This window comes from Holdemania massiliensis AP2 (genome assembly GCF_000327285.1).
Classification (GTDB): domain Bacteria; phylum Bacillota_I; class Bacilli_A; order Erysipelotrichales; family Erysipelotrichaceae; genus Holdemania; species Holdemania massiliensis.
In genome coordinates this window covers 1,156,707-1,180,521 of the sequence record NZ_HE998567.1, presented here as the reverse complement: position 1 = coordinate 1,180,521, position 23,815 = coordinate 1,156,707, and the positions used below count along the sequence as shown (strand labels likewise).

General features: G+C 47.9%; 25 protein-coding genes. 15 read left to right on the top strand and 10 right to left on the bottom strand.

The features are described from left to right. Nucleotides 1–62 precede the first annotated feature (62 nt). Together BN162_RS05560 and nudC are read left to right on the top strand one after the other, a co-directional pair. A complete protein-coding gene (locus BN162_RS05560) occupies nucleotides 63–503 on the top strand; it encodes a hypothetical protein (protein ID WP_020224102.1) in 441 nt (146 codons plus the stop codon). A 53-nt stretch (nucleotides 504–556) separates the two neighbouring features. Further along, on the top strand, nucleotides 557–1,387 hold the full coding sequence (nudC, locus tag BN162_RS05555) for an NAD(+) diphosphatase (protein WP_020224101.1): 831 nt from the start codon (nucleotides 557–559) through the stop codon (nucleotides 1,385–1,387). 129 nt (nucleotides 1,388–1,516) lie between these two features. Here the strand turns inward: nudC and BN162_RS05550 are convergent, their stop codons facing one another. Together BN162_RS05550 and BN162_RS05545 are read right to left on the bottom strand one after the other, a co-directional pair. Further along, entirely contained in the window at nucleotides 1,517–4,552 is a 3,036-nt protein-coding gene (locus tag BN162_RS05550; RefSeq protein ID WP_020224100.1) for a bifunctional diguanylate cyclase/phosphodiesterase, read from the bottom strand. A 174-nt stretch (nucleotides 4,553–4,726) separates the two neighbouring features. After that, nucleotides 4,727–5,377 carry a hypothetical protein gene (locus BN162_RS05545; protein ID WP_020224099.1) on the bottom strand — a complete coding sequence of 217 codons (651 nt, stop codon included), beginning with the start codon at nucleotides 5,375–5,377 and terminating at the stop codon, nucleotides 4,727–4,729. Between the two features lie 232 nt (nucleotides 5,378–5,609). Here BN162_RS05545 and BN162_RS05540 point away from each other — a divergent pair, with 232 nt between their 5' ends. The 6 genes from BN162_RS05540 (at nucleotide 5,610) to BN162_RS05515 (ending at nucleotide 9,783) form a co-directional block, all read left to right on the top strand. Beyond that, complete coding sequence (locus BN162_RS05540; protein ID WP_020224098.1) at nucleotides 5,610–5,942, top strand: MG284/MPN403 family protein; 333 nt, start codon at nucleotides 5,610–5,612, stop codon at nucleotides 5,940–5,942. Nucleotides 5,943–5,974: 32 nt separating this feature from the next. Beyond that, nucleotides 5,975–6,202, top strand: a complete 228-nt coding sequence (locus tag BN162_RS05535) for a phosphopantetheine-binding protein (protein WP_020224097.1) — start codon at nucleotides 5,975–5,977, stop codon at nucleotides 6,200–6,202. A gap of 11 nt (nucleotides 6,203–6,213) precedes the next feature. Further along, nucleotides 6,214–7,920, top strand: coding sequence for a phosphoenolpyruvate--protein phosphotransferase (gene ptsP / locus BN162_RS05530; protein ID WP_020224096.1), 1,707 nt, complete (start codon nucleotides 6,214–6,216; stop codon nucleotides 7,918–7,920). A gap of 53 nt (nucleotides 7,921–7,973) precedes the next feature. Then, a complete protein-coding gene (gene pssD, locus BN162_RS05525) occupies nucleotides 7,974–8,444 on the top strand; it encodes a PssD/Cps14F family polysaccharide biosynthesis glycosyltransferase (protein WP_020224095.1) in 471 nt (156 codons plus the stop codon). After that, complete coding sequence (gene pssE / locus BN162_RS05520; protein WP_020224094.1) at nucleotides 8,444–8,926, top strand: PssE/Cps14G family polysaccharide biosynthesis glycosyltransferase; 483 nt, start codon at nucleotides 8,444–8,446, stop codon at nucleotides 8,924–8,926. The genes pssD and pssE overlap by 1 nt, the downstream gene beginning before the upstream one ends. A 74-nt stretch (nucleotides 8,927–9,000) precedes the next feature. After that, nucleotides 9,001–9,783: an HAD-IIB family hydrolase gene (locus BN162_RS05515; protein WP_020224093.1), complete on the top strand. Its 783-nt coding sequence runs from the start codon at nucleotides 9,001–9,003 to the stop codon at nucleotides 9,781–9,783. A gap of 197 nt (nucleotides 9,784–9,980) precedes the next feature. Here BN162_RS05515 and BN162_RS19030 read toward each other — a convergent pair whose 3' ends face one another. Beyond that, on the bottom strand, nucleotides 9,981–11,897 hold the full coding sequence (locus BN162_RS19030) for an FAD-dependent oxidoreductase (RefSeq protein WP_167539993.1): 1,917 nt from the start codon (nucleotides 11,895–11,897) through the stop codon (nucleotides 9,981–9,983). A gap of 129 nt (nucleotides 11,898–12,026) precedes the next feature. Between BN162_RS19030 and BN162_RS05505 the strand changes: the two genes are divergently transcribed. Together BN162_RS05505 and BN162_RS05500 are read left to right on the top strand one after the other, a co-directional pair. Continuing rightward, nucleotides 12,027–13,259 (top strand): helix-turn-helix transcriptional regulator, encoded by a 1,233-nt coding sequence (locus BN162_RS05505; protein WP_040451157.1) that lies wholly within the window; start codon nucleotides 12,027–12,029, stop codon nucleotides 13,257–13,259. 58 nt (nucleotides 13,260–13,317) lie between these two features. Beyond that, entirely contained in the window at nucleotides 13,318–13,575 is a 258-nt protein-coding gene (locus BN162_RS05500) for a DUF3795 domain-containing protein (RefSeq protein WP_020224090.1), read from the top strand. A gap of 137 nt (nucleotides 13,576–13,712) precedes the next feature. On the opposite strand, the gene BN162_RS05495 is transcribed toward BN162_RS05500, so the two are convergent. The 4 genes from BN162_RS05495 to BN162_RS05480 are packed head-to-tail and all read right to left on the bottom strand — an operon-like array spanning nucleotide 13,713 to nucleotide 15,736. After that, entirely contained in the window at nucleotides 13,713–14,603 is an 891-nt protein-coding gene (locus BN162_RS05495) for a CPBP family intramembrane glutamic endopeptidase (protein WP_020224089.1), read from the bottom strand. Nucleotides 14,604–14,623: 20 nt separating this feature from the next. Continuing rightward, on the bottom strand, nucleotides 14,624–14,842 hold the full coding sequence (locus BN162_RS05490) for a hypothetical protein (protein ID WP_020224088.1): 219 nt from the start codon (nucleotides 14,840–14,842) through the stop codon (nucleotides 14,624–14,626). After that, nucleotides 14,836–15,426 (bottom strand): HAAS signaling domain-containing protein, encoded by a 591-nt coding sequence (locus BN162_RS05485; RefSeq protein ID WP_020224087.1) that lies wholly within the window; start codon nucleotides 15,424–15,426, stop codon nucleotides 14,836–14,838. Before BN162_RS05485 ends, BN162_RS05490 begins: the two co-directional genes overlap by 7 nt. After that, nucleotides 15,419–15,736, bottom strand: a complete 318-nt coding sequence (locus BN162_RS05480) for a PadR family transcriptional regulator (protein WP_020224086.1) — start codon at nucleotides 15,734–15,736, stop codon at nucleotides 15,419–15,421. Before BN162_RS05480 ends, BN162_RS05485 begins: the two co-directional genes overlap by 8 nt. A 259-nt stretch (nucleotides 15,737–15,995) precedes the next feature. Here BN162_RS05480 and BN162_RS05475 point away from each other — a divergent pair, with 259 nt between their 5' ends. The 5 genes from BN162_RS05475 to BN162_RS05455 all read left to right on the top strand — a co-directional run bounded on the left by BN162_RS05475 (nucleotide 15,996) and on the right by BN162_RS05455 (nucleotide 19,512). Then, the gene (locus BN162_RS05475) at nucleotides 15,996–16,460 is read left to right on the top strand and encodes a LytTR family DNA-binding domain-containing protein (RefSeq protein ID WP_020224085.1); all 465 of its coding nucleotides are present in this window, start codon (nucleotides 15,996–15,998) and stop codon (nucleotides 16,458–16,460) included. After that, entirely contained in the window at nucleotides 16,439–16,882 is a 444-nt protein-coding gene (locus BN162_RS05470) for a hypothetical protein (RefSeq protein WP_020224084.1), read from the top strand. Before BN162_RS05475 ends, BN162_RS05470 begins: the two co-directional genes overlap by 22 nt. Next, the gene (locus tag BN162_RS05465) at nucleotides 16,879–17,790 is read left to right on the top strand and encodes a CPBP family intramembrane glutamic endopeptidase (RefSeq protein ID WP_020224083.1); all 912 of its coding nucleotides are present in this window, start codon (nucleotides 16,879–16,881) and stop codon (nucleotides 17,788–17,790) included. Before BN162_RS05470 ends, BN162_RS05465 begins: the two co-directional genes overlap by 4 nt. A gap of 395 nt (nucleotides 17,791–18,185) precedes the next feature. Beyond that, the gene (locus BN162_RS05460) at nucleotides 18,186–18,695 is read left to right on the top strand and encodes an RNA polymerase sigma factor (RefSeq protein ID WP_020224082.1); all 510 of its coding nucleotides are present in this window, start codon (nucleotides 18,186–18,188) and stop codon (nucleotides 18,693–18,695) included. Next, nucleotides 18,688–19,512, top strand: a complete 825-nt coding sequence (locus tag BN162_RS05455; RefSeq protein WP_020224081.1) for a DUF3298 and DUF4163 domain-containing protein — start codon at nucleotides 18,688–18,690, stop codon at nucleotides 19,510–19,512. Before BN162_RS05460 ends, BN162_RS05455 begins: the two co-directional genes overlap by 8 nt. Before the next feature lie 95 nt (nucleotides 19,513–19,607). Here BN162_RS05455 and BN162_RS05450 read toward each other — a convergent pair whose 3' ends face one another. Genes BN162_RS05450 through BN162_RS05440 form a run of 3 tightly spaced genes read right to left on the bottom strand, consistent with a single transcriptional unit; the run spans nucleotide 19,608 to nucleotide 23,761 of the window. Beyond that, a complete protein-coding gene (locus BN162_RS05450; protein ID WP_020224080.1) occupies nucleotides 19,608–20,771 on the bottom strand; it encodes an amidohydrolase in 1,164 nt (387 codons plus the stop codon). Further along, on the bottom strand, nucleotides 20,768–21,931 hold the full coding sequence (locus tag BN162_RS05445) for an amidohydrolase (protein WP_020224079.1): 1,164 nt from the start codon (nucleotides 21,929–21,931) through the stop codon (nucleotides 20,768–20,770). Before BN162_RS05445 ends, BN162_RS05450 begins: the two co-directional genes overlap by 4 nt. 51 nt (nucleotides 21,932–21,982) lie before the next feature. Continuing rightward, entirely contained in the window at nucleotides 21,983–23,761 is a 1,779-nt protein-coding gene (locus BN162_RS05440) for a MutS family DNA mismatch repair protein (RefSeq protein ID WP_020224078.1), read from the bottom strand. Nucleotides 23,762–23,815 lie beyond the last annotated feature (54 nt).

The window sequence follows — 23,815 nt, the reverse complement described above, 5'->3', positions numbered from 1 at the left end:
GACAGACGAGAAGGGCATACGATGGTTTAGGAAATCATGGATTTCTAAAGGAGGAGTACATTATGAATCATTTGCACAATGCCCAGTTTCGTCCAGGGCCAGAAAATTCCCTGTTGTATTTTACTTCCGAGGGAAATGTACGCTGGCAGCCTTCTTCTTCACAAGGTCACCATGTTTGTGTCATGACGCAGACGTCCAGCCGCCAAATCACGCAGCTGAATTACGCTTTGCCGATCTGGGTGAAAGACCGCACAGAGCTGCATCTTTGCGCTTGGCTGCGGGCAAGCCAAAGGAAAACGGTGAGCCTTTCGCTGCGCTATCAAAAACAGGATGGAACAAGCGTTAAAGAAGAACAAATTCAGCTGACGGCAGCCCCGCAGTGGCAATGGAAATATCAGTGTTTGGATATTCCAAAGGAAGCAGAACAGCTTCGTTTGTCGCTGCACTTAACAAGTCCTGGAACGCTGCAGCTGCGTCAGCCGCGCGTCTTCTTCTGGTGGTAACCTCATTTTCTGACAGAATGTGATATAATCCTGATGGTATTCAGGAGGCTATTATGATCGAAGAAATAAATCCGCATCACTTTTACAATCAATTTGAACCGCATGTTCCCCAGTCCAATGATCGAATCTTCATGCTGAAAGAAGATCAGGCTGCGATGATGACGGGAAGGGACGGACTTGATTTTCCCCGCCTTGCTGAGCTGATGTTATCATCAGCTGAGACAGAGACTTTGATCTTTTTATTCAAAATTGACGAGGAGGCCTATTTTCTCTATGAAAAGCCGATTGATTTTCCTTTTTTGCATTGGTTTCCCATCTCTCAGTTTCGTCAGCTGAAGCCCAATTATCTGGCCATGGCCGGCATCACTGCCGTTCAGCTGCAGTGCTGGCGTCAAAGCCATCGCTTTTGCGGTGTCTGCGGTCAGCCTTTGCAGGACAGTAAGCGTGAACGGGCACGTGTCTGTCCGCATTGCGGAAGGATCGAATATCCGCAGATTGCGCCCTGTGTGATCACGGCTCTGATCGACAGACATCAAAATAAGCTGCTCGTTGTTCAGGGTCATTCAACGGGGCGCAGAATGGCTTTGATAGCGGGATATGTTGAAATCGGTGAAACATTGGAACAAGCTGCTGCGCGGGAAATCGCAGAGGAAGTCGGTCTGCGGGTGAAGCATCTGCGATATTACGGATCGCAGCCCTGGGCCTTTTCCTCAACTCAGATGATGGCCTTTGTCGGTGAATTGGAGGGAAGTCCGCAGTTTACGCTTCAGGCGGAGGAAATTGCCGCTGCCCGCTGGATGTCGCCGGATGAAATTTCAGTGAATCCCGATCCTTTCAGCATTGGTCATCAAATGATCGAGCATTTTCGCCAGGGACGTTTGTAAAACGAAGTTAGAAAACGAAGAGGGATAAAAAAAGCAGGGAGTTTTCCCTGTTTTCATTTGGATGGACATTTCACAAGGCTGGACAAATCCAGGATTCAAGGCAGCCACGATCGTCTGATCAGACTGAACTTATTCCGTAACGGACGATTCCTGCGCCGATGCTTTTTGCCTCATGGTCCGCAGATGGCGCTCAATCGCTTCTTCCTCCATCGGTTTTCCAAAATAATACCCTTGAATCATGTCGACATTCATTGGGTATAGGATCTGGAACTCTGCCTCGGTTTCCACACCTTCGGCACAAACTTCGATATTCACTTTATGGCAGATGGCCACGATAAACTGAATGAACGATTCATCAAAATTACTGGCGTTGACGCCATGGACGAAAGCCCGGTCTATTTTTACGATATCCGCCGGCATTTTCTTTAACATTTCTAAGCTGGAATAACCTGTTCCAAAATCATCCATGGCAATCCGCAGACCCAGATCATGAATCCGTTGGAATAAATGCTCAAGCGAATGAGCTCGGGAGGCGATGACAGATTCCGTCATTTCCACGATGATGCGGCGGGGATCTGCCTGCGTCTTTGCGAGGGTTTGCTGCATATAATCAATAAATCCAGGTTCCATCAGCTGCATATAGGAAAGATTGATGCTCATCGTCAGGGTTGGCGCCAAGGCCGACCAATCGGCACATTTCTGGCAGGCCTGAAAGAAAATCCAGCGGCCAACCTGACTGATCATACCGCTCTCTTCCAACAGCGGAATGAATTCGTTGGGTGGAACCAGACCATAGGGCTCCTTATTCCATCGTGCCAGAGCCTCCAACCCCGTCCATTGTCCGGTGGTGACGCTGACCTGCGGCTGATACATCAAGAAGAAGCCGGCATAATTCTGAACGATGGATTCCCGCATTTTTTCAATAATACCCAGAGAACGGATTTTTCGGGCCAGAATTTGACGGGTGAAAAATTCAATTCGGTTTTTCCCGTTCAGTTTGGCTTGTTCTAAAGCGTAGCCGGCAGCTTTGACGAGTTCCAGAAAGTTTTCAGCGTCCTGTGGATAAGTAGCGCAGCCGCAGGACAACGTACAATAATAGCGCCTGCCTTCATAGATCATCTGCTGATCAAACGCGGTCTGCAGTTTGGTGTAAATTCCCAAGAGTTCCTGGGGCTGAGCCCCGCTGATCAAAATGCCGAATTCATCGCCGTCCAGCCGATACACCTCGGCGTTTTCCGGAAGCAGACTCATGATTCGCTGCGCGCTGATCCGCAGGATTTCATCGCCAAAGCTGCGGTCATAGAAGTCGTTGATGTGTTTGAAGTCATCCAGACCCAGCTGCATGATCGTCAAAGGCGTATCCGCTCGATGGCTTAACAAACGCTGAGCTTCCTCGCTGTATACCATTTTATTGAAAAGCCCGGTAATCCGGTCGGTTTTATTTTTGCGGCTTAAATTAGAAATGAATCCGGCAAACAGCACAGGACTGCCGTTGCTTGCAAAAACCACTTTGCCGCGGCAGCGTACCCATACCCATTCTCCCCGCTGATTCAGCGCTCGATATTCAACGTTGTGCGAAGTCGCACGGCCGTCAAGAATGATTTGATTGGCTTCCAGGAAAGCCGCTTTATCATCCGGATGGACTTTCTCTCCCCAGATCGCCGCCGCGTTGCGGACAATTTGACCGGGCAGGCCGAATTCTTCCACCATAGCCTGGGGATAGCGGAAAACATCATCCCGCATGTTGTTGATGAAGATATAATCATCGGTACTTTCCACCAGTGCGTCGTACAGATAAGCTGAATCATAGCTGAATACCACTTCACCGCGGTAATCATTCAGCTGCATCTGCGCTTTTTCTGAATCCTTGAGCTGAATGTGCAGCAGCCGTTTTTGAGAATACATCGCATCATCAATCTGCGACAGCAGGGTGCTGCTGGAAAGCTGCGTGTTTGCCGGCAGTGAAATTAATCCGTAGCAGAAATTACAGCGATAGGCTTTGCGCTCGTTCTTTGACCATATCTGAAGCTGCCGCTGAGCCTGATTCAGGACAGCCTCAGCTTCTTGAAATCGTTTTTCTGCGAAAACAACGATAAACTCATCGCCGCTTAAACGGAAGAACAGATCCTCCTGCTGAAGCTGCTGGGAAACTGTTTTACTGATCCGGCAGATGAGGAGATCGCCCTCCTGATGACCAAATTGATCATTGACGACTTTCAGCTGATCAATGTCCAGCATTGCCGCCGTTATGCCGAGCTTTCCCTGTCCAACCTGTTCAAGCAGCTCTTCCAGCCGGCGCAGACCCGCCCGCCGGTTGGGAATTGCCGTCAGTTCATCCGTATCCGCATCAAAACGCAGGCGATGCGATTCGGTAACGTCAATCGCATGCTGAAAATGAACAAGCCGCCCATCCGTCCAATGGATCAGCGAATCATGGTTGCGGTATATCCGCTGATTCAGCGTGTTTCTGTGATCCCAATGCTTGTGCGGCAGACCCTTTTCAGTCTTAGTCAACAGATCGGGCAGCGGACAGATTCGGCAGGGCCCCTGCCGGTCTCGCTGCAGAACTTTCCAGCATGGCTGTCCTTCCGGTGCATCCAGCTGAAAGTCATCTTTCATCGCCTGGTTCATGAATAATATTTCATGAGTCTGAGCGTCGGAAATCCAGAGATGGGTCGGAATCTGATCCATAATCTCATGGAAAAACTGGATCTCGTTTTGATGGCTGCTCAGACAGCGGCGATGAGCGGCCGTGAACTGCTGCAGCTGGCGGATCAGCATCAATTCATTCTCCTGCCAAGCCTTTTGACGATGGCCCAGATGAAGCAGGGTCCAGGGCTGAGCCTCAATCCGAATCCAAAGTTCGTGCGGACTGATGTAAAAATCATCCTTTGTCAAAGCTGTCAGAATCTCATCGATCCTCTGCGAAGAATCCGATGAAGGACCGATGAGCTTGGTATCGGACAATGACCAGCTCTCCCATTCGGAAGAAAGCGTGCGGTACAGTGTAATTTCATTGAGATTCAGCGGCTGCAGAATTCGATTGAGGGCTTCGATCTTTGTTTTCCCATCGTCTGTCTGCAGAAACGTGATCAAATCTGCGCTTTCTGCATCAAAGATGGAGAATGCCGAATCGGGAACGCTGCTGAAAGAGGATGCTGTCATGTTCAATCCCTCCAGTCATCAAAGGAGTGCTGTTTTCATTATAGCAAATTTTCTTTGAAAAGGGTGAATTCCTAACAATTCACCAAGTTTCTATTGAGGCTTCTGCACGCACTTTCCGCACAGGTTCAACAAAAAAACAGCGGCAAAGTCCGCTGCTTTGAAAAGACTGTTCGGTTAGATCAAAATCAACAGAATGTTTCCCAATAAAACAAGGGAATAAGCCAAGGTCATCGGAATGATGGAATGGGTTTGATTATAGGCATAGGAAGCTAAGGTCGAAGTCAAAAAGAAATATCCGAACAGCCGCAGAAACTGATCGAAGGTGCTTGGAAGCAGGCCGACGGTACACAGAAATCCGAACAGAAATCCGGATATCAAAATTGTCATCGACTCATTGACCTGCAAGTGAATCCGGTCAACAAAAATTTTAAACGCCAGGGTGAAGCTGACGGCATAACAGAGAGAATAGGCCAGCACCATCGCCGGAATAAAAAAGGTGTAATGAAGCAGAATTTCACGTTCAACGATCATGCCGCCGGGCTGCAGGATATAATGATAACCCAGCTGCAGAACGATGATGGCAATCAGGCAGATCAGCGTAAATAACAGACAGTCCTTAATGTTTTGAGAAAAACGCTGCAGATGCAGACTGAATACATTCCAGTTGATGCTTACCAGAATCAGCGCGGTTGTACTGTAAATTAAAGTGTATGTAATCGTCAGTGAATCGACAAAACGGTTCAGCCAGACTGCGCTCAGCGGCAGGACGAAATAAATGACTAACGATATCAGGATTTTAGGAAAGGGTATTGTTGTTTTATTCATAGAGAACCTCCGTCATTATTGTAATCGAAACGGGAATAATTGTCACGATGAAACCCATTTGCAAAGCTTACCTAAGCGTAAAAACTTGATTTTTAAGTGATTTTTGCGGAAAAGAAGTTAAAAAGCGGGAAAGAAATAAAAAAATTTACGATAAGCGAGAAAAAACGGGGAATTTCGGGAATTTGCGCAATAAGTATAATAGAAGGCAAAAAAAGGAGAGGAGGACTAGATCATGAACAAATTACTGAAAAACCGCGAACAGGAGGGGATCATTCGGTATCTTACACAATGCTACCGCAAGTCGTCTCAGCGGCTGAAGCTGCATCGGCATTTAATGAAAGAGCGGAAGTTGGAGGCGAGCGAGGAGCAGCAGTGCGATGAGCTGACGGTTGCGCTGTACGAAAGTGCCTTGGAGGCTTTGCCGGAGATGTACAGGGAAATCATCGTCCGGGAATTTTTGGATGAAAGCGCTGACGGATGGTTCTATAATTACTATACAAAAAGCACATTTTATCGGCTTCGCCAGCGGGCGATCCATGAATTTATTGATTGCCTGAACGTGTAAAAAATGATATCATTTCTTGTAGAGGTGGAAAGATGGAAACGTTTGAGTTATTGAGGTCCTTGCTGGCTGAAAAAGTCAAAGACGAAGTCGAAATTACACCCCGGACGAACCTCAGAGAGCTGGGCATTGATTCCGTGGATCTGGTGGAAATTCTCTTAAATTTCGAGGAAAAAATGAACCTGACCTTTGAGGATGAAGCCATGCTGAAACTGAGTACCGTTCAGGATGTGCTGGATTTGTCGCAAGAGATATCAAATTAGGAGGAAGTAGTATGTTAAAAGGTATCGCAGCATCGTCAGGAATCGCTATCGCAAAAGTGTACAAGCTCCAACAGCCGGTCTTGAATATCGAAAAGAAAGAATGTGACAGTGCGGCAGAAGTAGCCAAGTTCCAGGCAGCACTGGTTAAGACACAGGCGGATATTGAAGCGGTAAAAGCGAAAGCGGAAGGCAAACTTTCAGAGGAAGAGTTGGCGATTTTCGACGCTCATCTGATGATGGCGAACGATCCGGAACTGTCCGGACAGATCGAAGAAATGATCAAGAATGAAAGCTGCAACGCGGAGTTTGCAACAGAAACAGTTGCCAACATGATGATTTCCATGTTTGAGTCGATGGACAATGATTATTTTAAAGAAAGAGCTGCTGATGTCAAAGATGTTACTTTCCGTCTGAAATGCAACATCGTCGGTGCTGTTATTCCAGATCTGACAGCCATTAATGAGGAAGTTGTCATTGTTGCGGAAGATTTAACACCATCAGATACAGCGCAGCTGAATAAACAGTATACGCTGGGCTTTGCCACAGCGACAGGCGGACGGACATCCCATTCCGCGATTATGGCAAGAAGCTTGGAAATCCCTGCGGTGGTCGGCTGTGCCGGCATCATGGAACAGGCTGATCAGGGCGATCTTTTGATTCTGGATGCCGTTGAGGGTCAGGTTATCCTGAATCCAACGCCGGAGCAGGTAAAGGAATACGAAGCAAAAGCCGAAGCATTTAAAGCGGAAAAAGAAGCGCTGAAGGTCCTGAAAGATGCAAAGAGCGTGACAACCGATGGTCATGAAGTTGAATTGGCGGGCAATATCGGTACGCCGAAGGATGTTGAAGGTGTTCTGAACAATGGTGGTGAAGGCGTAGGTCTGTACCGTACGGAGTTCTTATATATGGACAGCGAACTGGACTTCCCAAGTGAAGACGAACAGTTTGAGGCCTATAAAACAGTTCTGGAAGGCATGGGCGGCAAGAAAGTCGTTGTCCGGACCTTGGATATCGGCGGCGATAAGAAACTGCCGTACTTCACATTCCCGGAAGAAATGAATCCGTTCTTGGGATATCGTGCAATTCGTCTGTGTCTGGACAGAACGGATATCTTCAGAACACAGCTGCGCGCATTGATCCGGGCTTCCGTTTACGGCAAGCTGTGCATCATGTTCCCGATGATTGCCACGCTGGATGAATTCCGTCAGGCTAAAGCGCTGTTTGAAGAAGAAAAGGCGAAGCTGATCAGTGAAGGCGTTGCCGTTTCCGATCATATCGAAGTGGGCATGATGGTTGAAATTCCGGCCGCTGCCGTTTTGGCAGATCAGTTTGCGAAAGAAGCGGATTTCTTCTCCATTGGTACCAACGATTTAATCCAGTATTCAATGGCGGCTGACAGAATGTCGGAAAAAGTTTCCTATCTGTATCAGCCATTGAATCCATCCATCCTGCGTCTGGTTAAGATGACGATTGACGGGGCACATAAGGAAGGCAAATGGGTTGGCATGTGCGGTGAAATGGCCGGCGATGAACTGGCAGCACCGGTACTGTTAGGCCTGGGCCTGGATGAATTCTCCATGTCGGCTTCCAGCATTCTGCGGACCCGCAAGATGATCCGTTCCTTATCCAAACAGGAAATGGAAGTCATGGCGGAAAAAGCATTGCAGTGCAGCAATATTAAAGAAGTTACAGAATTAGTGAAAAACAGCTTAAAATAATGTAAAATAAAGAGTGGAACTCCACTCTTTATTTTATTTGTGCAGGTGATACCATGAAAAGAGTCATGTTTATTTCTTCAACCGGCGGTCATTTAACCGAGCTGCTGCAGCTTAATCCGCTGTTTCAACGTTTTGACGCTTCGTTGGTTACGGAAAAAACGAAATCGAACGCGTCTTTAAAAGAAAAATATGGGAAAAAAATGCATTATCTGACCTATGGGACAAAGCAGCATCTTTTGTCTTATCTATTCATTTTTGCGTGGAATATTATCAAAAGCTTCTGTCTGTTTGTTAAAATCCGGCCTGATGTTGTGATCACAACCGGGACGCACACTGCGGTTCCGATGTGCTTTATCGCGCATTTCTTCAAAAAGAAAGTGATCTGGATTGAAACCTTTGCCAATTCCACGACCCAGACTGAAGCCGGCAAGCTGGTTTATCCGATTGCCGATCTGTTTATTGTTCAATGGGAATCGATGCTTGAATTGTATCCGAATGCTGTGATGGGAGGTTGGATCTTCTGATGATTTTAGTAACGTTAGGTACACAGGACAAAGCCTTCCCGCGCTTGCTGGAAGCGATAGAAAAACAGCTGGAAAACGGCACGATCACCGATGAGGTCATTGTCCAGGCCGGCTGCACAGCCTTCACCTCAAAAAAAATGAAACTTTTTGATTTGATTCCCATGGAACAATTTGACCAGCTGCTTTCGCAATGCGATCTGTTGATCACCCATGGCGGAGTCGGGACAATCATGGCCGGCCTGCGTCTGGGCAAGACGATCATTGCGGCGCCGCGGCTGGCTCAGTACCATGAACATCACAATGATCATCAGACGGAGATTGTATCCAGCTTTGAGAAGCAGGGATATCTTTTAGCCCTGCATGATTTTGACCGGCTGGATGAAGTGTTAAAGCAAGCTGAAACCTTTGTTTGCAAACCTCTTGTCAGCAACACCTCAAACATGATTGCCTTGCTTGAGGATTGGATTGAGAAACACGCTTAAGTCCAAAAAAAGAAGTAAATATTTTTAAGAAAGATTCATGGAAACAGAAATTAGAAAACAAGGGAGGAAAGGGAATGAAGTTTTTGGCATCCGATTATGATGGAACGCTGCGGTTAGCGCCGCAGGTCGATCCCGCAACAGCCGCGCGCGTCGCGCAGTTTCAAAAGCATGGACATTGTTTCGGCATTGTGACAGGCCGGGCCCTTAATTTAATCTATGATGAAGCCCACCGCAACCAAGTGTATCCGGATGTCTTTATCTGTTCCAATGGAGCGATGATTGCGGATCGGGATAAGAACATTATCGAAGCAAAGTGGATTCCCTTTGAGCGGGGATGCGCGCTGATCGCATATTTGAAGCAGTCTGATTTTGAATCGTTTACCTTCTGCAATGGTGAGGCCAGCGGTTATCATATCAATGAACATATTCATCAAAGTGCGCGTTCCTTGCAGCGGCGCGAGTTGTTTTTCAAAACGGTGCAGAGCGAGGCGGAGGTCTTAGCTGCGGGCCGGCTGATTTCGATGGCGGCCTGGATCGAGGACCGGCACCGGATGGCGCAAATTCAGGCAGAGATTCAGGAACAATTTGGCGATATTGTGGAAAGCTACCTCAATCGCGGAACCCTGGATATCGTCGCTCGCGGTGTTTCAAAACAGACCGGTGTGGAACAGGCGGCAGCCTGGCTGAACGCCGATGAAGTCTATGTGATCGGCGATGATTACAACGATCTGCCGATGATTGAAGGACTGAACGGCTTTGCGATGAGTTCAGGGGTGGAGGCGGCCAAAGCGGCAGCCAATCGGCTGTTTGATACCGTTGATGATTGTCTGGATTATCTTGAATCAGGAAGGGAATAGGTCAGGCTTAAAAAGCCTAATGAGTTCCATTGAAACCAGCTCATAAAAATTAACTGGAAAGACTTCAACGGTCTGAATCGAGCGGGTCCAAAAAGAATGCTAAAAGTCTAAAAGCATTGCAATTATAAGGCTCAATCGTTAAAAAAACAGCGTGTGACCGCTGTTTTTATTTTAATATCCATATTGAATATGGAACTTTATTTGACTTGGGCTAATGCTTGGTTGACCGCTTCAATAATCGCTTTAGAAGTGACGGTAGCGCCTGAAATTGTATCGACTTCGGTTCCATTTGCTTCCATAATGGCTTTTGGCAGCTGTTCAATTGCTGGATCAGAAATGGTTTCAGATTCAGAATGTTCAAGAATCTCAACATTTGCGATCTTATCGCCATCCATTGTCACTTTAACAACAAGCTTGCCTCCCATACCAGTACCTTCACCGATATATTCATTCGCCGCGGTTTCATAGTTGGTTTCTTTATTCAAATCAGTGACTTCACCTAATTTTGTCGGGGTAGATTCTACTTGAGGGGCCAGCGTGTATTCTGGCAAGGCTTCCTTCGCCGCAGCCGCGTTTTTACCGGCAATCTGTCCGAAGATAATGCATTCAGCCAGATTTGTTCCACCCTGATAATGCTCAGAAGTAATACCCCCCATTTCACCTGCAGAGTACAAATGCGGAATTGGATTACCGTTGACATGCAGGATTTCAGCGTTCTCATTCCGCTTTGGACCACCCTGTGTATTTAGGATTTCGGCTTTAACTGGGAATGCATAATACTTTGTTCCATCAAATGGACGCATCGTTTCTGCTTCACGATGATATTGTTCATCTGTACCCTGTTTTGCATAATCGTTAAAGTTCGTTATGGTAGCCTTGAGCTGATCCAGCTTCATGCCTGTCTTTTCAGCCAGTTCTTCCAAGGAAGAGGCTTCAACAACCTGGGAACGGAAAGCTTCAGGAATCGCTTGGGCTTCGCTAATCAGATCGGCCTGTGTCTGATCATAAACAGTCCACATTTTATCCGGGTAAATTGGATTATGCCAGGTACCATTCATATACATATGACCATGACGGACAGGCACAGATTCGTTGACGAACCGATCTCCATCCATGCCTAACAGAACCAAGGCTCCAGTGTTCAGCGGTCCCTGACTTAAAACCTGAATCTGAGACGCGCGCTGACCCTCTTCAACATAGAAGGAAACGCCGCCCAAACCGAAGCCGCCTTCATAGACATGCATATGCCACAGATCAGCACCGACAGCCTGCGCCATCTTGATTCCATCACCGGTGTTGTATAAGCCGCCGATTGGAGCGTAGTCAGTCAGACCAATATAGTCTTGAACCATTTCCTGGTTGTCCTCAAAACCACCAGTACATAAGACAACACCGTTGAGTGCACGGATATTGCTTACTTGATTGCCGCGTGTTGCTTTAATTCCGATGACTGCACCCGACATTGGATCCTGAATCAGTTCGGTTGCGGGTGTTTCAAACCAGACGTCAATTTTATCGGAGTTTTTGATAACTTGTTCTTTCAGAATCTGATATAAGTGAGAATCACTCGTTCCCATGTGGGTTGTCCACAATCCGACAGAATCTGAACCTTCAAATTCAGGATATTCCGGAGACATAACGCCGATGACTGGATAGCCTGTCCAATCAACAAAATCCTCTTTGTTTAAACCGAAGTCATTAACTAAGGTTTCTGCCATATGGGCAACCCCGTTGACGATGGTGTCCAGCATGGCTTCCGGAACTTCCGTATCACCCGCCAAAGCCTGATAATACTTCTTTGTTTCTTCAACATTGCCGTTGCCATAGGCAAACAGCTGACCGGCTACCTTCGAGTTGCCCCCAGCTTCCCCTTCACTGCATTTTTCGACAATCAGGACTGATGCTCCATTCTCAGCAGCCGTCTTGGCAGTGACGGCTCCGGACGCACCGAAGCCGGCGACGACGACGTCATATTCTGCGTCCCATTGAATCGTATCCGCAAACGTATACCCGCCGCTGGTATTTGGTGTTGATGTACCACCGTTGTTGGTCGCACAGGCGCCTAAGCTAATAACGCAAAAGGCTGCCGTTGCAAGTGCTAACAGCTTTTTCATTTCATTTTCCTCCCTTGATGTCAACATTTTATCATGATAAAAAATGATCATGATCTGCGAAAAACTTTGCTTTTGCAAAAATTACAGTTGTCCCTTCTGCATTTTGGAAATTCATGGTACGATTAAATCATGGAAGAGAAAAAATTATTGGAAAAAGCATCGACGGATTTTGTCCGCAATAATATGCTGATCAATTATTGCTTGTGGGATGATAAAGAATTGTTGATTGAAAGTTTTGTTAAAAACAATCAAATTCCGCTGCGGTTTGATTTAAAGGAATATTATTTCTGTATTACTGGGATTGACAAGAAATATAATCTGATCGTTGATTCTAAGATCTTTCAGCAGCAAGTTGAAGCCACACACGCGATTTATAGGGAAATTGAAAAACTGCTGGATAAAAATCATTGCCGGGGAAATTGTTTTCTGATTAAAGTTGATAATTCCAAACAGCTGGCTGTGCTGTTTAGTAAAGATGTGGATTGTCAGAAAAGTGCAGTACAGATTGGAGAAGAAATTCATCGCTATTTTCTGCAGCGTCCTCCTTATTCAACGGAAAATCAGCGCTTTGTTGCCACTTCGCTGACGGGAGCATACCAGGGGTATGAAGGCATGCATTGGGCTTATTTAAAAGCTCGTCAGCTGAATGATCTGCATTTTTTTGAATTAGACTGCTTGGTGATCACAGAAGAAGTATTGAAACAACGAATTGATCCGGGAATTCTTGCAATCTATGAGAACTGCCGGCGGCTGCGCAACGAGCTATGTACCGGTAATCTGTCAGCTGTTTTAGAACAGGTGAATTATGTCTTCGATTATTTGGTTCGCAATTCGCTGGACATGAACTGCTGCATGGCCGCGCATACCTTTGTCATGGCTATCCTGAGCTTGTTTGTTAAGGTATACGGTGTGCAGCTGGACCTTGATTTTACACCACAGGATTTTTTCTCGCTGAGTGAATATCAAAATCATTTAGAGAATCAAATTCGTCGGCTTTATCAAGACAGAGAGTGCAGCCCTTGGTATACAGCGGAAGTCCTGTTAGCACTGGGATTTATCCATGAGAATTATATGAAGGATATTTCGTTAAAATTGGTCGCGGAATACACCAATACGAATGTCAGCCATCTCAGCAGTGAATTCAATCGTCAGACCGGCCGTTCTTTACCCGATTTTATCTCGGGCCTGCGAATAGAAAAAGCCTGCAGAGATTTGGAAAAAACAACAATGACGATAAACCAAATCAGCCGTGAGGTCGGTTTCAACAGCGTGCGCTACTTTACGGAAATTTTTAAAAAGTATTGCGGGAAGACGCCGATTCAATATCGTTTACAGTTCAAACCGATAGAACCACAAGATTAATACCATGACTTCTACTGCAAGCGGCTATAAACAGCTAAATTGAAAGAGGGAGAAAATAATGGATGAACAATTATTAGGTAAATGCGGCTATTACTGCGGCAGCTGTCCAACCTTGATTCAAGGAATCTGCCCGGGATGTCTGAAAGCCCATCAAACAGGGGATTGTTTTACCCGGGACTGCGTACTTCGTCAGGGATTAACGGCATGCGGAGAATGCCGGATTTTTCCCTGTGAAACCATCATGACCCGGCCGCGCTGTACTGTGCTGGATAAAGACTGGCTGAAGTGGAAGAAACGAACGATGCCGATAAAATAAAAATGCCCCCGAATAAAACAGAGGGCAGAGATTTTCTCAGCATCAGATAAAAATGATGTGTTATGTTAAGCTGTCCCGTCTGAAAACAGGCGGGATTTTTGGGTTAATTCATACAAAACGCTGTTTATGCATTGCTTTCATCGTTCAAAGCGGGAAGGAATTGAAATGGCAGGGCAATCCGGCGTCAATCTCAGTTGTTTCCAACAGAAGACAGCGGCTGCGGCAAAGCCCAATCCACCGATCAGTCCGGTCAGATCCGGCCCGATCAGAGGGCTGAGAGTTCCGGCAGTCAGCAGCGCAGAGGCAGTGTAGAGATCAATGCCGTTGAGGGAAGCATGCCATAAGGCACAGGTCCACACCGATTGGCTTTTCAGCTGCAGCCATGCCAGAATCACACCCTGTATCAAGCATAACCACAACTGCATCAGCACGCCGAGTAGCGGATGGTCGGGTCCGTAATTATAACCTAACAGGATGATAGGGGCATGCCACAATCCCCAGATCAAACTCGTCGCAAGAACCGCTCTTTTCACTCCCAGAATTTCACGCAGGCGTGGCAGCAGCCAGCCCCGCCAGGCTAATTCTTCACCCAGGGCTGGAAGCAGACCGCCGAAGGGATTGACAAGCATCGCAAGCAGAACCATCGGAATCAGCTGCGATCCCAGTGCAGACAGGTCAGTAATGCCATTTTTGACCGCAAAGCTGGATGCCAGCGGCTGAAAATGAGCGGGAAAGAAAAGAAAGGAAAGACCTGCGCCAAGAAAGGCCAAAACGGGCGGCAGAAACCAGCTGAGGCCGTAAGTGAAAGCATTGCGCTTCAGCTGCGGCTTCAAAAACAAAGAGCGATGATCGTGGGTCAGCCGGTTAACGATCAGAACACTGAGCGCCGGGGTCAGCATCAACAAAGAAAGCAGCCGGTCATCCCGCTGAGCGGCGTATAAAATTGTAAAGAAAATCAGAAAGATCAGAGTCAGTCCGGCAAAAAGACCGAGCTGTTTTTTTGTACCGGAAGAATGGGATAAATTCATGACGAATACTCCTTTATGAATTAAAAGCTGATGTGAAACAAGGAACCGCCAAAGCAGTCAAGACTGATCACAACCTGTCCGTCTTCAATCCAGATCGTTTGATACCAGGGCTTGGAAGAATCGGCGTTTAACGCCTGAGATCCGCCTGCAGCCAGTCCGGCGCCTGCCAGAAGGGATCCGGCTAAAACAAGCGCCAGTCCGCCGACTAAGGCTTTTTTTCTGAAATTACGTATTACCATTTCTTTACCTCCTGAAAAAATAGAGACCGCAGAAACTGCGTGGTGTTGATGACCAAAGTCTTAAACAGCGGAATAGTAACGGAAGCACCTAGGGCTGTTAAAAGCAGACCGCCTAAGGCGATGACGCCGATTCCGCACTGAAGGATTCCGACGCCAAGCGAGACGCTGGCCATGACCAGCGGACTGGCGCTGATGCTGACCAACGCGACAAACAACAGGCTGACCGTCATGACGACGCAGATAAACGGAACACATCCGGCAATCAAGAATCCAGCTAACAAAATCATTAAACCCGCAAGAAGCAAAGTTCCCCATAACGGAAAGCCCAAGATTAACAGAATGAGCGTACTGACATTGTTTAACGGCAGAGAAAACTTAAATTTCAGACTGCCGCGGTCCTCAAGAAACGCTTTGGCCAGCTGCTGCGGTGTTTCAAGCTGCGCCACAGCTTCACTTTCAGACAGCCCATTTTCAATCCGATCCTCAATCATTTCCCGGGCGTAATCGAAACAGAGGTCTTTTTCTGATTTAGGCAGCCATTTCAGCGCTTTGTTTAACGCGTCAAGATATTCTTTTTCAGTCATAGTGAACTTCTCCTTTAATAAAATCGATCACGGCCACCACCGCTTTCCAGTCATCCAGAAAATCAGTGATATGCCGGCGGCCGCTGTCAGTCAGCCGATAATATTTACGCAGCCGGCTGTTATGTTCAACAGAATAGGTCTCCAGATCATGACTGGTTTCCAGCCGCTTCAGAATTGGGTACAACGTTGATTCTGAGATCTCGATCACCTGGGATACGTCTTTGATGATTTGATAACCATAAGAATCCTGCTTGGCCAGGGCGGCCAGTACACAGATTTCCAATAAGCCTTTTTTCAGTTGACTATCCATAATTACCCCCTTACGCATTATACTATATATTACATAGTATAATGTGTCAAGCAGTATTAGGGTATTCCAATGTTTTATTTTCACTGCAGAGAACGGAACAAGAAAGAATCCGAATCTTTTGGTTTACTCCATCCTTGAACCGCGGTTGATGAAAAGCACAAAAATGCACCTCATCCAGTTTTTATGCATCTTGTCGTTTCGCGTGTAGAAAAGCCAGGCAGACTATGAAAGAATAGAGAAGAATGAAAGGGGAGGTTCTATGCGTGTTGTGATTCGAAACGTGACTTCACGTCAGGAAGAACAGGTGGTGCTGGAATGCGTTGCATTTACGCCGGAATTTGAAGATATCAGAAATTACTGCTTATCCAAGGAAAAATCACTGATCGGCATGACCGGAAGCACGCAGCGTCCAGTTTACTACGATGAGATTTTGTATATTGAGGCCGTGGATGAAAAGACCTTTGCGTATACCGAAACCAGCGTCTTTGAACTGCGGACACGGTTGTATAAACTGGAAGAACAGCTGCGCAGTGAGAAATTTGTCCGGTGTTCCAAAGCGTTTCTGATCTCGCTGATGAAGGTGGAATCGATTCGTCCGGCGATCAATGGCCGTTACTGCGCGCGGATGAAAAATGGCGAAGAGGTCATTATTTCCCGCCGCTATGTTCGGCAGGTAAAGCGGCAGATTAAGGAGGAACTGACATGGAATTTAAAGAATTTCTAAAAGCCCGGCTGCTTGATTTCCTGTTGATACAGGCAGGAATTACGCTGGTGATCGGTCTTCTTGGCTGGCTCTTACAGCCCACGGTTAAACTTGGCCCGATGATTTTATTTGTTCCCTTTGTCTACGCCTTTTTCTGTGTTCTTGTTTCGTTTGTAACTTATTCGAAACATGAGCTGAGCGTAAGGGCGATGGCAGGGCGGAAAGTCATTCAGTTTGGATTGATTGAGGTTGTCGTTGTGCTTGTTTCCTATGCTTTTGAGCCTTCTCTGGAAAGGTCCATGGCGGCGGTGATTATGCTGAGTGCGGCAGTCATCTGTGCCATCGTGCAGGGGATTGACTATCTGATTGCCAGGCGGGCCGCAAACGAGCTGACGGCAGAGCTGCGCTTGCTGCAGGAACGGGAAACGAGGCGAACCCAATGAAGACCGGGATGAAGAAGACGCAGTGGTTTCTTAGACCGGATGTTCTGTACCTGCTTTGCGTTTTAGGTGTTTGCTTTGGGCTGGGCTTTGCAGCTTGGCTGAGGCAGGGGGAGGCACGAATATTGATTTATGAAGGACTGCAGAAAGGGTTTACCGCGTTTCCGGTTCTGGCGGCCTTAGTGACACGGAAGATCACGCAGGATCAAAGTCCGTGGCCGTTGTCTTTGAAGCTCTGGAAACGGCCTGGATTGTGGTTGTTCTGTGCTGTTATTCCGGGAATTCTGATTGTGATCGGCGCGGTTGTTTATTTTGCCCTTTTTCCGCAGACTTACAGCGGAATCTTCCGATATGGCCCCCTGTTGGGAATCGAAGGCGAAGCCCCGATTCGTTCCCTTTCGGCATTTTGGCTGGTCACGGTGGCTTTGGCCGCGGTCTGCTTTCCGCTGCAGCTGCTGGAACTGGGCGAGGAGCTGGGCTGGCGCGGTTATCTTCTGCCAAAGCAGATCCAGCGTTACGGTATTCGCAAAGCTGTGCTTCTCAACAGTTTTCTTTGGGGTGCAGCGCATCTGCCTTTAATCTATTTCGGTTTTAATTACAGCCTGAATAATCCGCTGGCGCCGTTTAGCAATATGGTCATGATGATGCTGGTGTGCATGACGTTGGGGATCCTTTGCTGCTATGTCACCCTCATCAGTGGGAATTGTTTGTATGCCGCGGTCATTCACGGCGTTGTTAATTTGATCGGAGAAGTCCCGGTCTTCCTTTCCGTCAGTCTGGAAAATACGCTGCTGGGCCCCAATCCTACCGGTTTGATCGGAATGTTTGGGCTGATGCTCTGCGCTCTAGTTATGTTAAGGCTGCTGAAACAAGCAGAAAATCGCCTGCCCCTGAATAAAAGTAGGAAGTGAAAAAGGGATTTTATGGGATCTTTGCTGGGTTCTTATTCGAATTTAAGTGAATCGTAATAGGTAAAAAGAGAAACGGTGAAATGATGCAGTGACGGCATAATCTTACTGTTTCTTTTTAGCATGTCTTAAACTTTCCCCTTAGCCGGTTGCGTAGGTTAACGATGTTCATTCTTATCCGATGAAAAACAGCCAATCTGAGGAGAAGTTGACTGTCTGGGTCATTATGAAAATGGTAAAATAAACAGCGATGAACAAATCGAAGAGAAAATGACAGATTTCCGACTCCGTTATAAAACAAGTGAAAAAGTTCTGAATTCAAACGGAGTTCCATTCTTAAAAGAACCTGCGGCTTATTTTTAAGAATGAAAAACTTTTGGGCTAAAGCGCTCGGATGATTGTCTAATAAGGGAAAGGAGAAAAAGCATGGAAGGAATAGAGAAGTTAAGCCATATCTTGAAGACAATCAGGAATATTGTTATCGTGTTGCTTTTCACTATACCGCCAATCCGGAACTGGCAAAAGACGCACTGCAGGAAGCGATTATAAAAGCCATGGTGCATTACAGTCAGCTGCGTAATGAAAAGTATATGAAAACCTGGTTTTATCGAATTCTGGTCAATGAATGCAAAACGGTACTGAAGAAATTTCCGCGTCGTGAAGAATTCGATATGACCTGGATTCCCGATACCGATGCCGGTGATCAAAATTTAAAACTCGCAGTGAATCATTGTCTGGAAAGTCTGAAGCCGCAGTATCGGGATATTATCTATCTGAGATTTTATCAGGGATTTGAGTTTCAGGAAATTTCCAGAATTCTGGGGATGCGCAAGGGGACAGTGAAATCACGATACTACAAGGGAATGGAGTTGTTAAAAATGCAATGGGAGAGTGAAAGTCATGTCTGATCAAGAAGTTAAGATTCCGGAAGATCTGCACAATATCGTTCAAAACAGTATTCAAACAGGACTGACGCGGCGAAAAGCACGCCAGCGTCAAAACCGCCTGACGGCAATCAGTGCGGCGGCAGTCTGCTGCACGTTTCTGTTTTTCTTTCAGACCAATGCGGTGTTTGCGAAAACCGTGATGGATCTGCCGATCGTCAGTCGCATTGCCCGGCTTTTCCTAGCTTCTGATTCGCAGACGGAAGAAATTAGTTATATTGCGGATATCAAGATCCCGCAGCTGGAAAACAATGACCAGGCTGAAGCGCTGAACACGATGATCGCCAAACAGATTCAAGCTCATGAAGCCTCCGCCAAGCAGCGGGCCAAGGAGGAATATCAGGCCTTTATTCAAACTGGGGGAGACGAAGCGGATTATATTCCGGCCCGGATTTCAATTGATTATCAGTTATACTGCAATAACGATCAATATCTGTCGTTTGCGATTCTTTCCACCTATGTCCGGGCCCAGTCCAATCAGACGGTTGATTGTTACAATGTGGAAGCCGGAACCGGCCGTACCTTGACATTAGTAGACTTGGCCGGAACGGATTACCAACAGCGGATTGCCCAGGAAATACAACGCCAAATTCAAGCCAAGCCGGAGGCAGAACAGGCTGTATACAACGACGACCTGGATTGGATCTCTTTAATCGGTCCTGAGCGTCTGTTTCATCTTGATCATAACGGGAATTTGATCATCGAGTTTGAAAAATATGAAATTGCTGTCGGCGCGGCCGGCGTCCAGACCTTTACAATCGCATTAGATCGTCTTCAATGACCATAAAATAATTAAGATAGAAGGCAAAAAAGAGCTGCATCACAGGGAAAATCCCAGCGTGGTGCAGCTTGATTTCATTGACAGAAGTTTAACAGTCAGAGCGCGCAGTGCTCGATTTTACCCTCGATGATCGTTGCCAGACACGATGTCAGATTTTCAAACGGCATGCCGTCAAAAATGGCGATATCCGCGTCTTTTCCGACTTCCAGTGAACCGATGCGGTCTTCAAGGCCTAAGAGCCGGGCCGGGCGAAGGGTGACCGATTCCAGTGCGGTTTCAAAGCTTAATCCATAGCGCATCGCAATTCCGATATCCGTTGGCAGCCAGACTGTATCCGAAGCGCCGTCCGCGGTCAGACAGAAATTGATTCCGGCTTCTTCAAAAACCGCCGGGGTATCCTGACGGCAGCCCCAGATTTCAAATTTCATCGGTCCCATTTTCAACGGCCCGACCACCGCCGTGATGTTCTTTTCTTTCAAGAATTCTTTAATTTTATAGCCTTCTGTGCAATGCTCAATCGCATAGCACAGATTGAATTCTTCAGCGATTCGGATCGCGGTGACGATATCGTCAGCCTGATGGCAGTGAATCCGGCAGCGGCGTTCTCCGCGGACAACCGGAACCAGCGGATCCAGGCGGAAATCCGGTTCAACCTGAACTGACGGATCGGTTTCCGTTTTCTTCAGTTTATCGGAATACACCTTGGCCTGAAATAAGGTTTCGCGTAAAACAGCGCCGGTACCCATGCGGGTCATCGGCATTTTTTTATCCGGCCCATAACAGCGCTTTGGATTTTCCCCCAGCGCCATTTTCATGACCTCCGTTCCCGGAATCATCATGTCCTGAACCGTCGCGGCCTTTTTCAGCTTAAACGAGAAGCCGACACCGCCGATAACATTAGCGCTGCCCGGCAGCGTACAGCAGGTTGTAAACCCGGCGTTTCTGACCTTGGGAATCGCTTCATCAAATGGATTGAAGGCATCCAGCATCCGCACCTGGGCGGTTACCGGATTGGTAATTTCATTGGCATCCATGGTCGAAGGCATCCAGGCGGGTTCATTTAAACCGGACAGGTGGCTGTGGGCGTCGATCAAGCCCGGAGTGACCCATTTGCCGCAGGCGTCAAGAATCTGAGCCTGAGAAGGAATTTCAATATCTTTGCCGATCGCTGTGATCCGGCTTCCGTCAATCAGGATCGTGCCGTCTTCGATGACACCCTGCGTGACAGTGAATAATTTTCCATGTACGATTGCAATCATAAATCCCCCTGCTGACGGGTGAATTCCCGCTTACCGTCAATGATGACCTGCTCGCATAAGGTCAGGTTGGAGAATGGCATGCCGTTAAAGATCGCGATATCCGCGTCTTTGCCGACTTCCAAGGAACCGACCCGATCTTCCAGCTGCAATAAGCGCGCCGGATTGATCGTTACGCATTTCAGCGCCTGTTCAAAGCTGAGGCCCTGACGCATCGCGATGCCGACGTGCACCGGCAGCCATTTGGTTGCGGAAGAATCATCGGCCATCAGACAGAAGTCTTGGATGCCGGCCTTTTCAAAGACCGCCGGCGTATCCTGACGGCAGCCCCAGATCTCAAATTTCTGCGGACCCATCAGCAGCGGACCGATGACAACCTTGGCTTTTTTGGCTTTCAAAAAGTCCAGGATCTTATAGCCTTCAGTGCAGTGTTCAATCGTGTAATCCAGCTGGAATTCCTCAGCGATGCGGATCGCCGTGACGATATCGTCAGCCCGATGGCAGTGAATCCGGCAGCGCATTTCACCGCGGACAACCGGAACGAGGGCTTCCAGATCAAAGTCGCGCTTGATATCCTTGCCTTTTGCCAGATCGTCGCTGTACTGCTTCGCCTCGAATAACGCTTTGCGCAGAACCGCGCCGGTACCCATGCGGGTCATCGGCATTTTCTTTTCCGAACCATAACAGCGCTTCGGATTTTCCCCCAGCGCCATCTTCATCATTTCTGAGCCTTCAATCGCGATTTCCTGAACGGTTGCGGCGTTTTTCAGCTTGAAGCTTAAACCCGTGCCGCCGATAACATTGGCACTGCCCGGGCCGGTGTAGCAGGTCGTAAACCCCGCTGAACGAGCTACACTAATTGCCATGTCAAATGGATTCAGCGCGTCAATGCCGCGGATCTGTGCCGTGACCGGTGCTGTGATTTCATTGCCGTCGCCGATATGCGGCATCCAATGCGGTTCATTGAACGTGGAGATGTGCGTGTGAGCGTCGATCAGTCCCGGCGTCACCCATTTCCCGGAAGCGTTGATGACCTCAGCTCCTTCGGGAATGGAAATGTCGGTTCCAATCGCTGTGATCTTGCCGTTGTCGATAAGCAGCGTTCCGTCTTCAATCGTTCCATTGGTGACGGTCAGCAGTTTGCCGTGTGTGATAGCGATCATTGTATGTCCCCCAATCTATATGAATTTATTGTATCCTAAATACCCTGAAAATCAATCCGTGATTCCGATCATTTTCATTAAATACTTCGCATTGCGCTGGGTACAGCGGCCCGGTTTCAGTTTGTAATCAAAGAAAATCTTCTGATCCTGGTAATGTTCTTCAAAATGAACGTTGACCAGCGACAGTCCAGCCTTTTCCTTTAGCTCGCAAAGTTCAAAATCATGCGTCGTGATCATCGCCCGCACCCACGGATGATTCAGGTGCTTCAACACCTGAGCGCTGCCGTCAATCCGATCGAGGGAATTGGTACCCTTAAAGATTTCGTCAATCAGCACCAGCATCGGTGTTTCCTGCCGGATTGCATCCATGATCTTACGGATCCGCAGCAGCTCGCCGTAGAACGTTGAAATTCCTTCATTGACATCATCACGAATCCGCATTGAGGTGAGTACCGTAAAACCGCAGGTCGTCATGCTTTGGGCGCAGACGGGTCCGCCGGCTGCAGCCAGGATCTGATTCAGACCGACCGTGCGCATAAACGTTGTCTTGCCGGACATGTTGGAACCGGTGACCAGCGTCAGCGAATGATCCAGCGTAAAATCATTGCCTACCGCCTGATCGGGATTGAGCAGCGGATGGGTCAGATGAGTAAAGGTCAGCACTGGGGCTGGGGTCTCATGAAACTGCGGCAGACAGGTTTCCGGATGGGTCAGTGCCATCATCGCCAACGCTTCCAACGCTTCCAACTCACCCAGCTGGTTCATGATGACAATCCAGGTCTGCCCAGCCTGAGCCTGCCAATGATTCCATGTCTGGACGCACTGCAGATCCCATAAAAGGAAAAGCTGGGCCGGCAGATAGAGAAACGGATTGGCCTGCAAGGACAACCGGCTAAGCAGATGGTCCAGCTGTTTGACGCCTTTCAATAAGCCGTTGGGCTGGCGGAGCTGGACTTTCAGCGAATCGATCAGCGGACTGGAAAGGGGTGAAGCATCCAGCTTCTGACAGCGGGTCAGAGAATTCTGCAGTCCTTGTCTCACTTTGGCCACGGCCTGCAGGCGCTGGTGCACATAGCCCAAGGAAAACAAGGCCAGCGCGGACTGAACAAAGAAGATGAGGATAAAGCACAGCGGTGAGATCCAGCGCAGAAGGCTTAATCCCAACAAGGTCAGCGTCACCGCCGGCATCCAACGGATAAACCAGGCGGGAATCGGCAGGCTGACCGGCTGAACCAGCTCAACAAGTTTGGCGTAAGCGAGGGCCGCGGCGGTTTGTGGGGATAGGGCATACGTACATGTCCAATCCTCAAGCATAAAGTCCGGAGCCTGAATCAAAGCTTCAACCGTTTTCTGACGCTGCCGGATTTGATCCGCCGAAACTGTGTCCTGAAAATAAGCAGCCAACGCCTGACGGCCCTGCGGCAGGATTGCCATGCAGCAGAACTGATACAAGGAACGCGGTCCAAAGACGTCAAGATCGGCCATTGCCGGCTGATCCGGGGATAAATATTCCTCCCCGGTGTCCGGTTCCTGCTGCCACTGGCCGTTAAAACGCATTAAGCAGCGTGTCAATACACGGATCCGGGCTTCCTTTTCCAAAAGCTGTCGATGGTTTTTCTGATGGGCTGACAGCGCCAGACAAAAGCCTGCCAGACCGGCGGCGAAGATCGGCCCGTATCCGTACCGGCCGTCCACCAGCTGAAAAAAAGACCACGCGCTAAGGATAAACAAAGCGAAGCGAAGCACGGCGATCTGTGAATTTTTACGGTGAAACTGATCGCGCTGCGTCTGAGCCTCGTGAAGCTGAGCTTCCCATTTTTCTTTCTGCATCGGATTCCTCCTTCAATGTCCATGAATAGCCTTAGTATAAGCCAGATGCCGGGG

Bases quoted from the DNA above. Each gene is read 5' to 3' on its own strand.
- BN162_RS05560 (WP_020224102.1), top strand. From the start codon at position 63: ATGAATCATTTGCACAATGCCCAGTTTCGTCCAGGGCCAGAAAATTCC.
- nudC (WP_020224101.1), top strand. From the start codon at position 557: ATGATCGAAGAAATAAATCCGCATCACTTTTACAATCAATTTGAACCG.
- BN162_RS05550 (WP_020224100.1), bottom strand. From the start codon at position 4,552: ATGACAGCATCCTCTTTCAGCAGCGTTCCCGATTCGGCATTCTCCATC.
- BN162_RS05545 (WP_020224099.1), bottom strand. From the start codon at position 5,377: ATGAATAAAACAACAATACCCTTTCCTAAAATCCTGATATCGTTAGTC.
- BN162_RS05540 (WP_020224098.1), top strand. From the start codon at position 5,610: ATGAACAAATTACTGAAAAACCGCGAACAGGAGGGGATCATTCGGTAT.
- BN162_RS05535 (WP_020224097.1), top strand. From the start codon at position 5,975: ATGGAAACGTTTGAGTTATTGAGGTCCTTGCTGGCTGAAAAAGTCAAA.
- ptsP (WP_020224096.1), top strand. From the start codon at position 6,214: ATGTTAAAAGGTATCGCAGCATCGTCAGGAATCGCTATCGCAAAAGTG.
- pssD (WP_020224095.1), top strand. From the start codon at position 7,974: ATGAAAAGAGTCATGTTTATTTCTTCAACCGGCGGTCATTTAACCGAG.
- pssE (WP_020224094.1), top strand. From the start codon at position 8,444: ATGATTTTAGTAACGTTAGGTACACAGGACAAAGCCTTCCCGCGCTTG.
- BN162_RS05515 (WP_020224093.1), top strand. From the start codon at position 9,001: ATGAAGTTTTTGGCATCCGATTATGATGGAACGCTGCGGTTAGCGCCG.
- BN162_RS19030 (WP_167539993.1), bottom strand. From the start codon at position 11,897: ATGAAAAAGCTGTTAGCACTTGCAACGGCAGCCTTTTGCGTTATTAGC.
- BN162_RS05505 (WP_040451157.1), top strand. From the start codon at position 12,027: ATGGAAGAGAAAAAATTATTGGAAAAAGCATCGACGGATTTTGTCCGC.
- BN162_RS05500 (WP_020224090.1), top strand. From the start codon at position 13,318: ATGGATGAACAATTATTAGGTAAATGCGGCTATTACTGCGGCAGCTGT.
- BN162_RS05495 (WP_020224089.1), bottom strand. From the start codon at position 14,603: ATGAATTTATCCCATTCTTCCGGTACAAAAAAACAGCTCGGTCTTTTT.
- BN162_RS05490 (WP_020224088.1), bottom strand. From the start codon at position 14,842: ATGGTAATACGTAATTTCAGAAAAAAAGCCTTAGTCGGCGGACTGGCG.
- BN162_RS05485 (WP_020224087.1), bottom strand. From the start codon at position 15,426: ATGACTGAAAAAGAATATCTTGACGCGTTAAACAAAGCGCTGAAATGG.
- BN162_RS05480 (WP_020224086.1), bottom strand. From the start codon at position 15,736: ATGGATAGTCAACTGAAAAAAGGCTTATTGGAAATCTGTGTACTGGCC.
- BN162_RS05475 (WP_020224085.1), top strand. From the start codon at position 15,996: ATGCGTGTTGTGATTCGAAACGTGACTTCACGTCAGGAAGAACAGGTG.
- BN162_RS05470 (WP_020224084.1), top strand. From the start codon at position 16,439: ATGGAATTTAAAGAATTTCTAAAAGCCCGGCTGCTTGATTTCCTGTTG.
- BN162_RS05465 (WP_020224083.1), top strand. From the start codon at position 16,879: ATGAAGACCGGGATGAAGAAGACGCAGTGGTTTCTTAGACCGGATGTT.
- BN162_RS05455 (WP_020224081.1), top strand. From the start codon at position 18,688: ATGTCTGATCAAGAAGTTAAGATTCCGGAAGATCTGCACAATATCGTT.
- BN162_RS05450 (WP_020224080.1), bottom strand. From the start codon at position 20,771: ATGATTGCAATCGTACATGGAAAATTATTCACTGTCACGCAGGGTGTC.
- BN162_RS05445 (WP_020224079.1), bottom strand. From the start codon at position 21,931: ATGATCGCTATCACACACGGCAAACTGCTGACCGTCACCAATGGAACG.
- BN162_RS05440 (WP_020224078.1), bottom strand. From the start codon at position 23,761: ATGCAGAAAGAAAAATGGGAAGCTCAGCTTCACGAGGCTCAGACGCAG.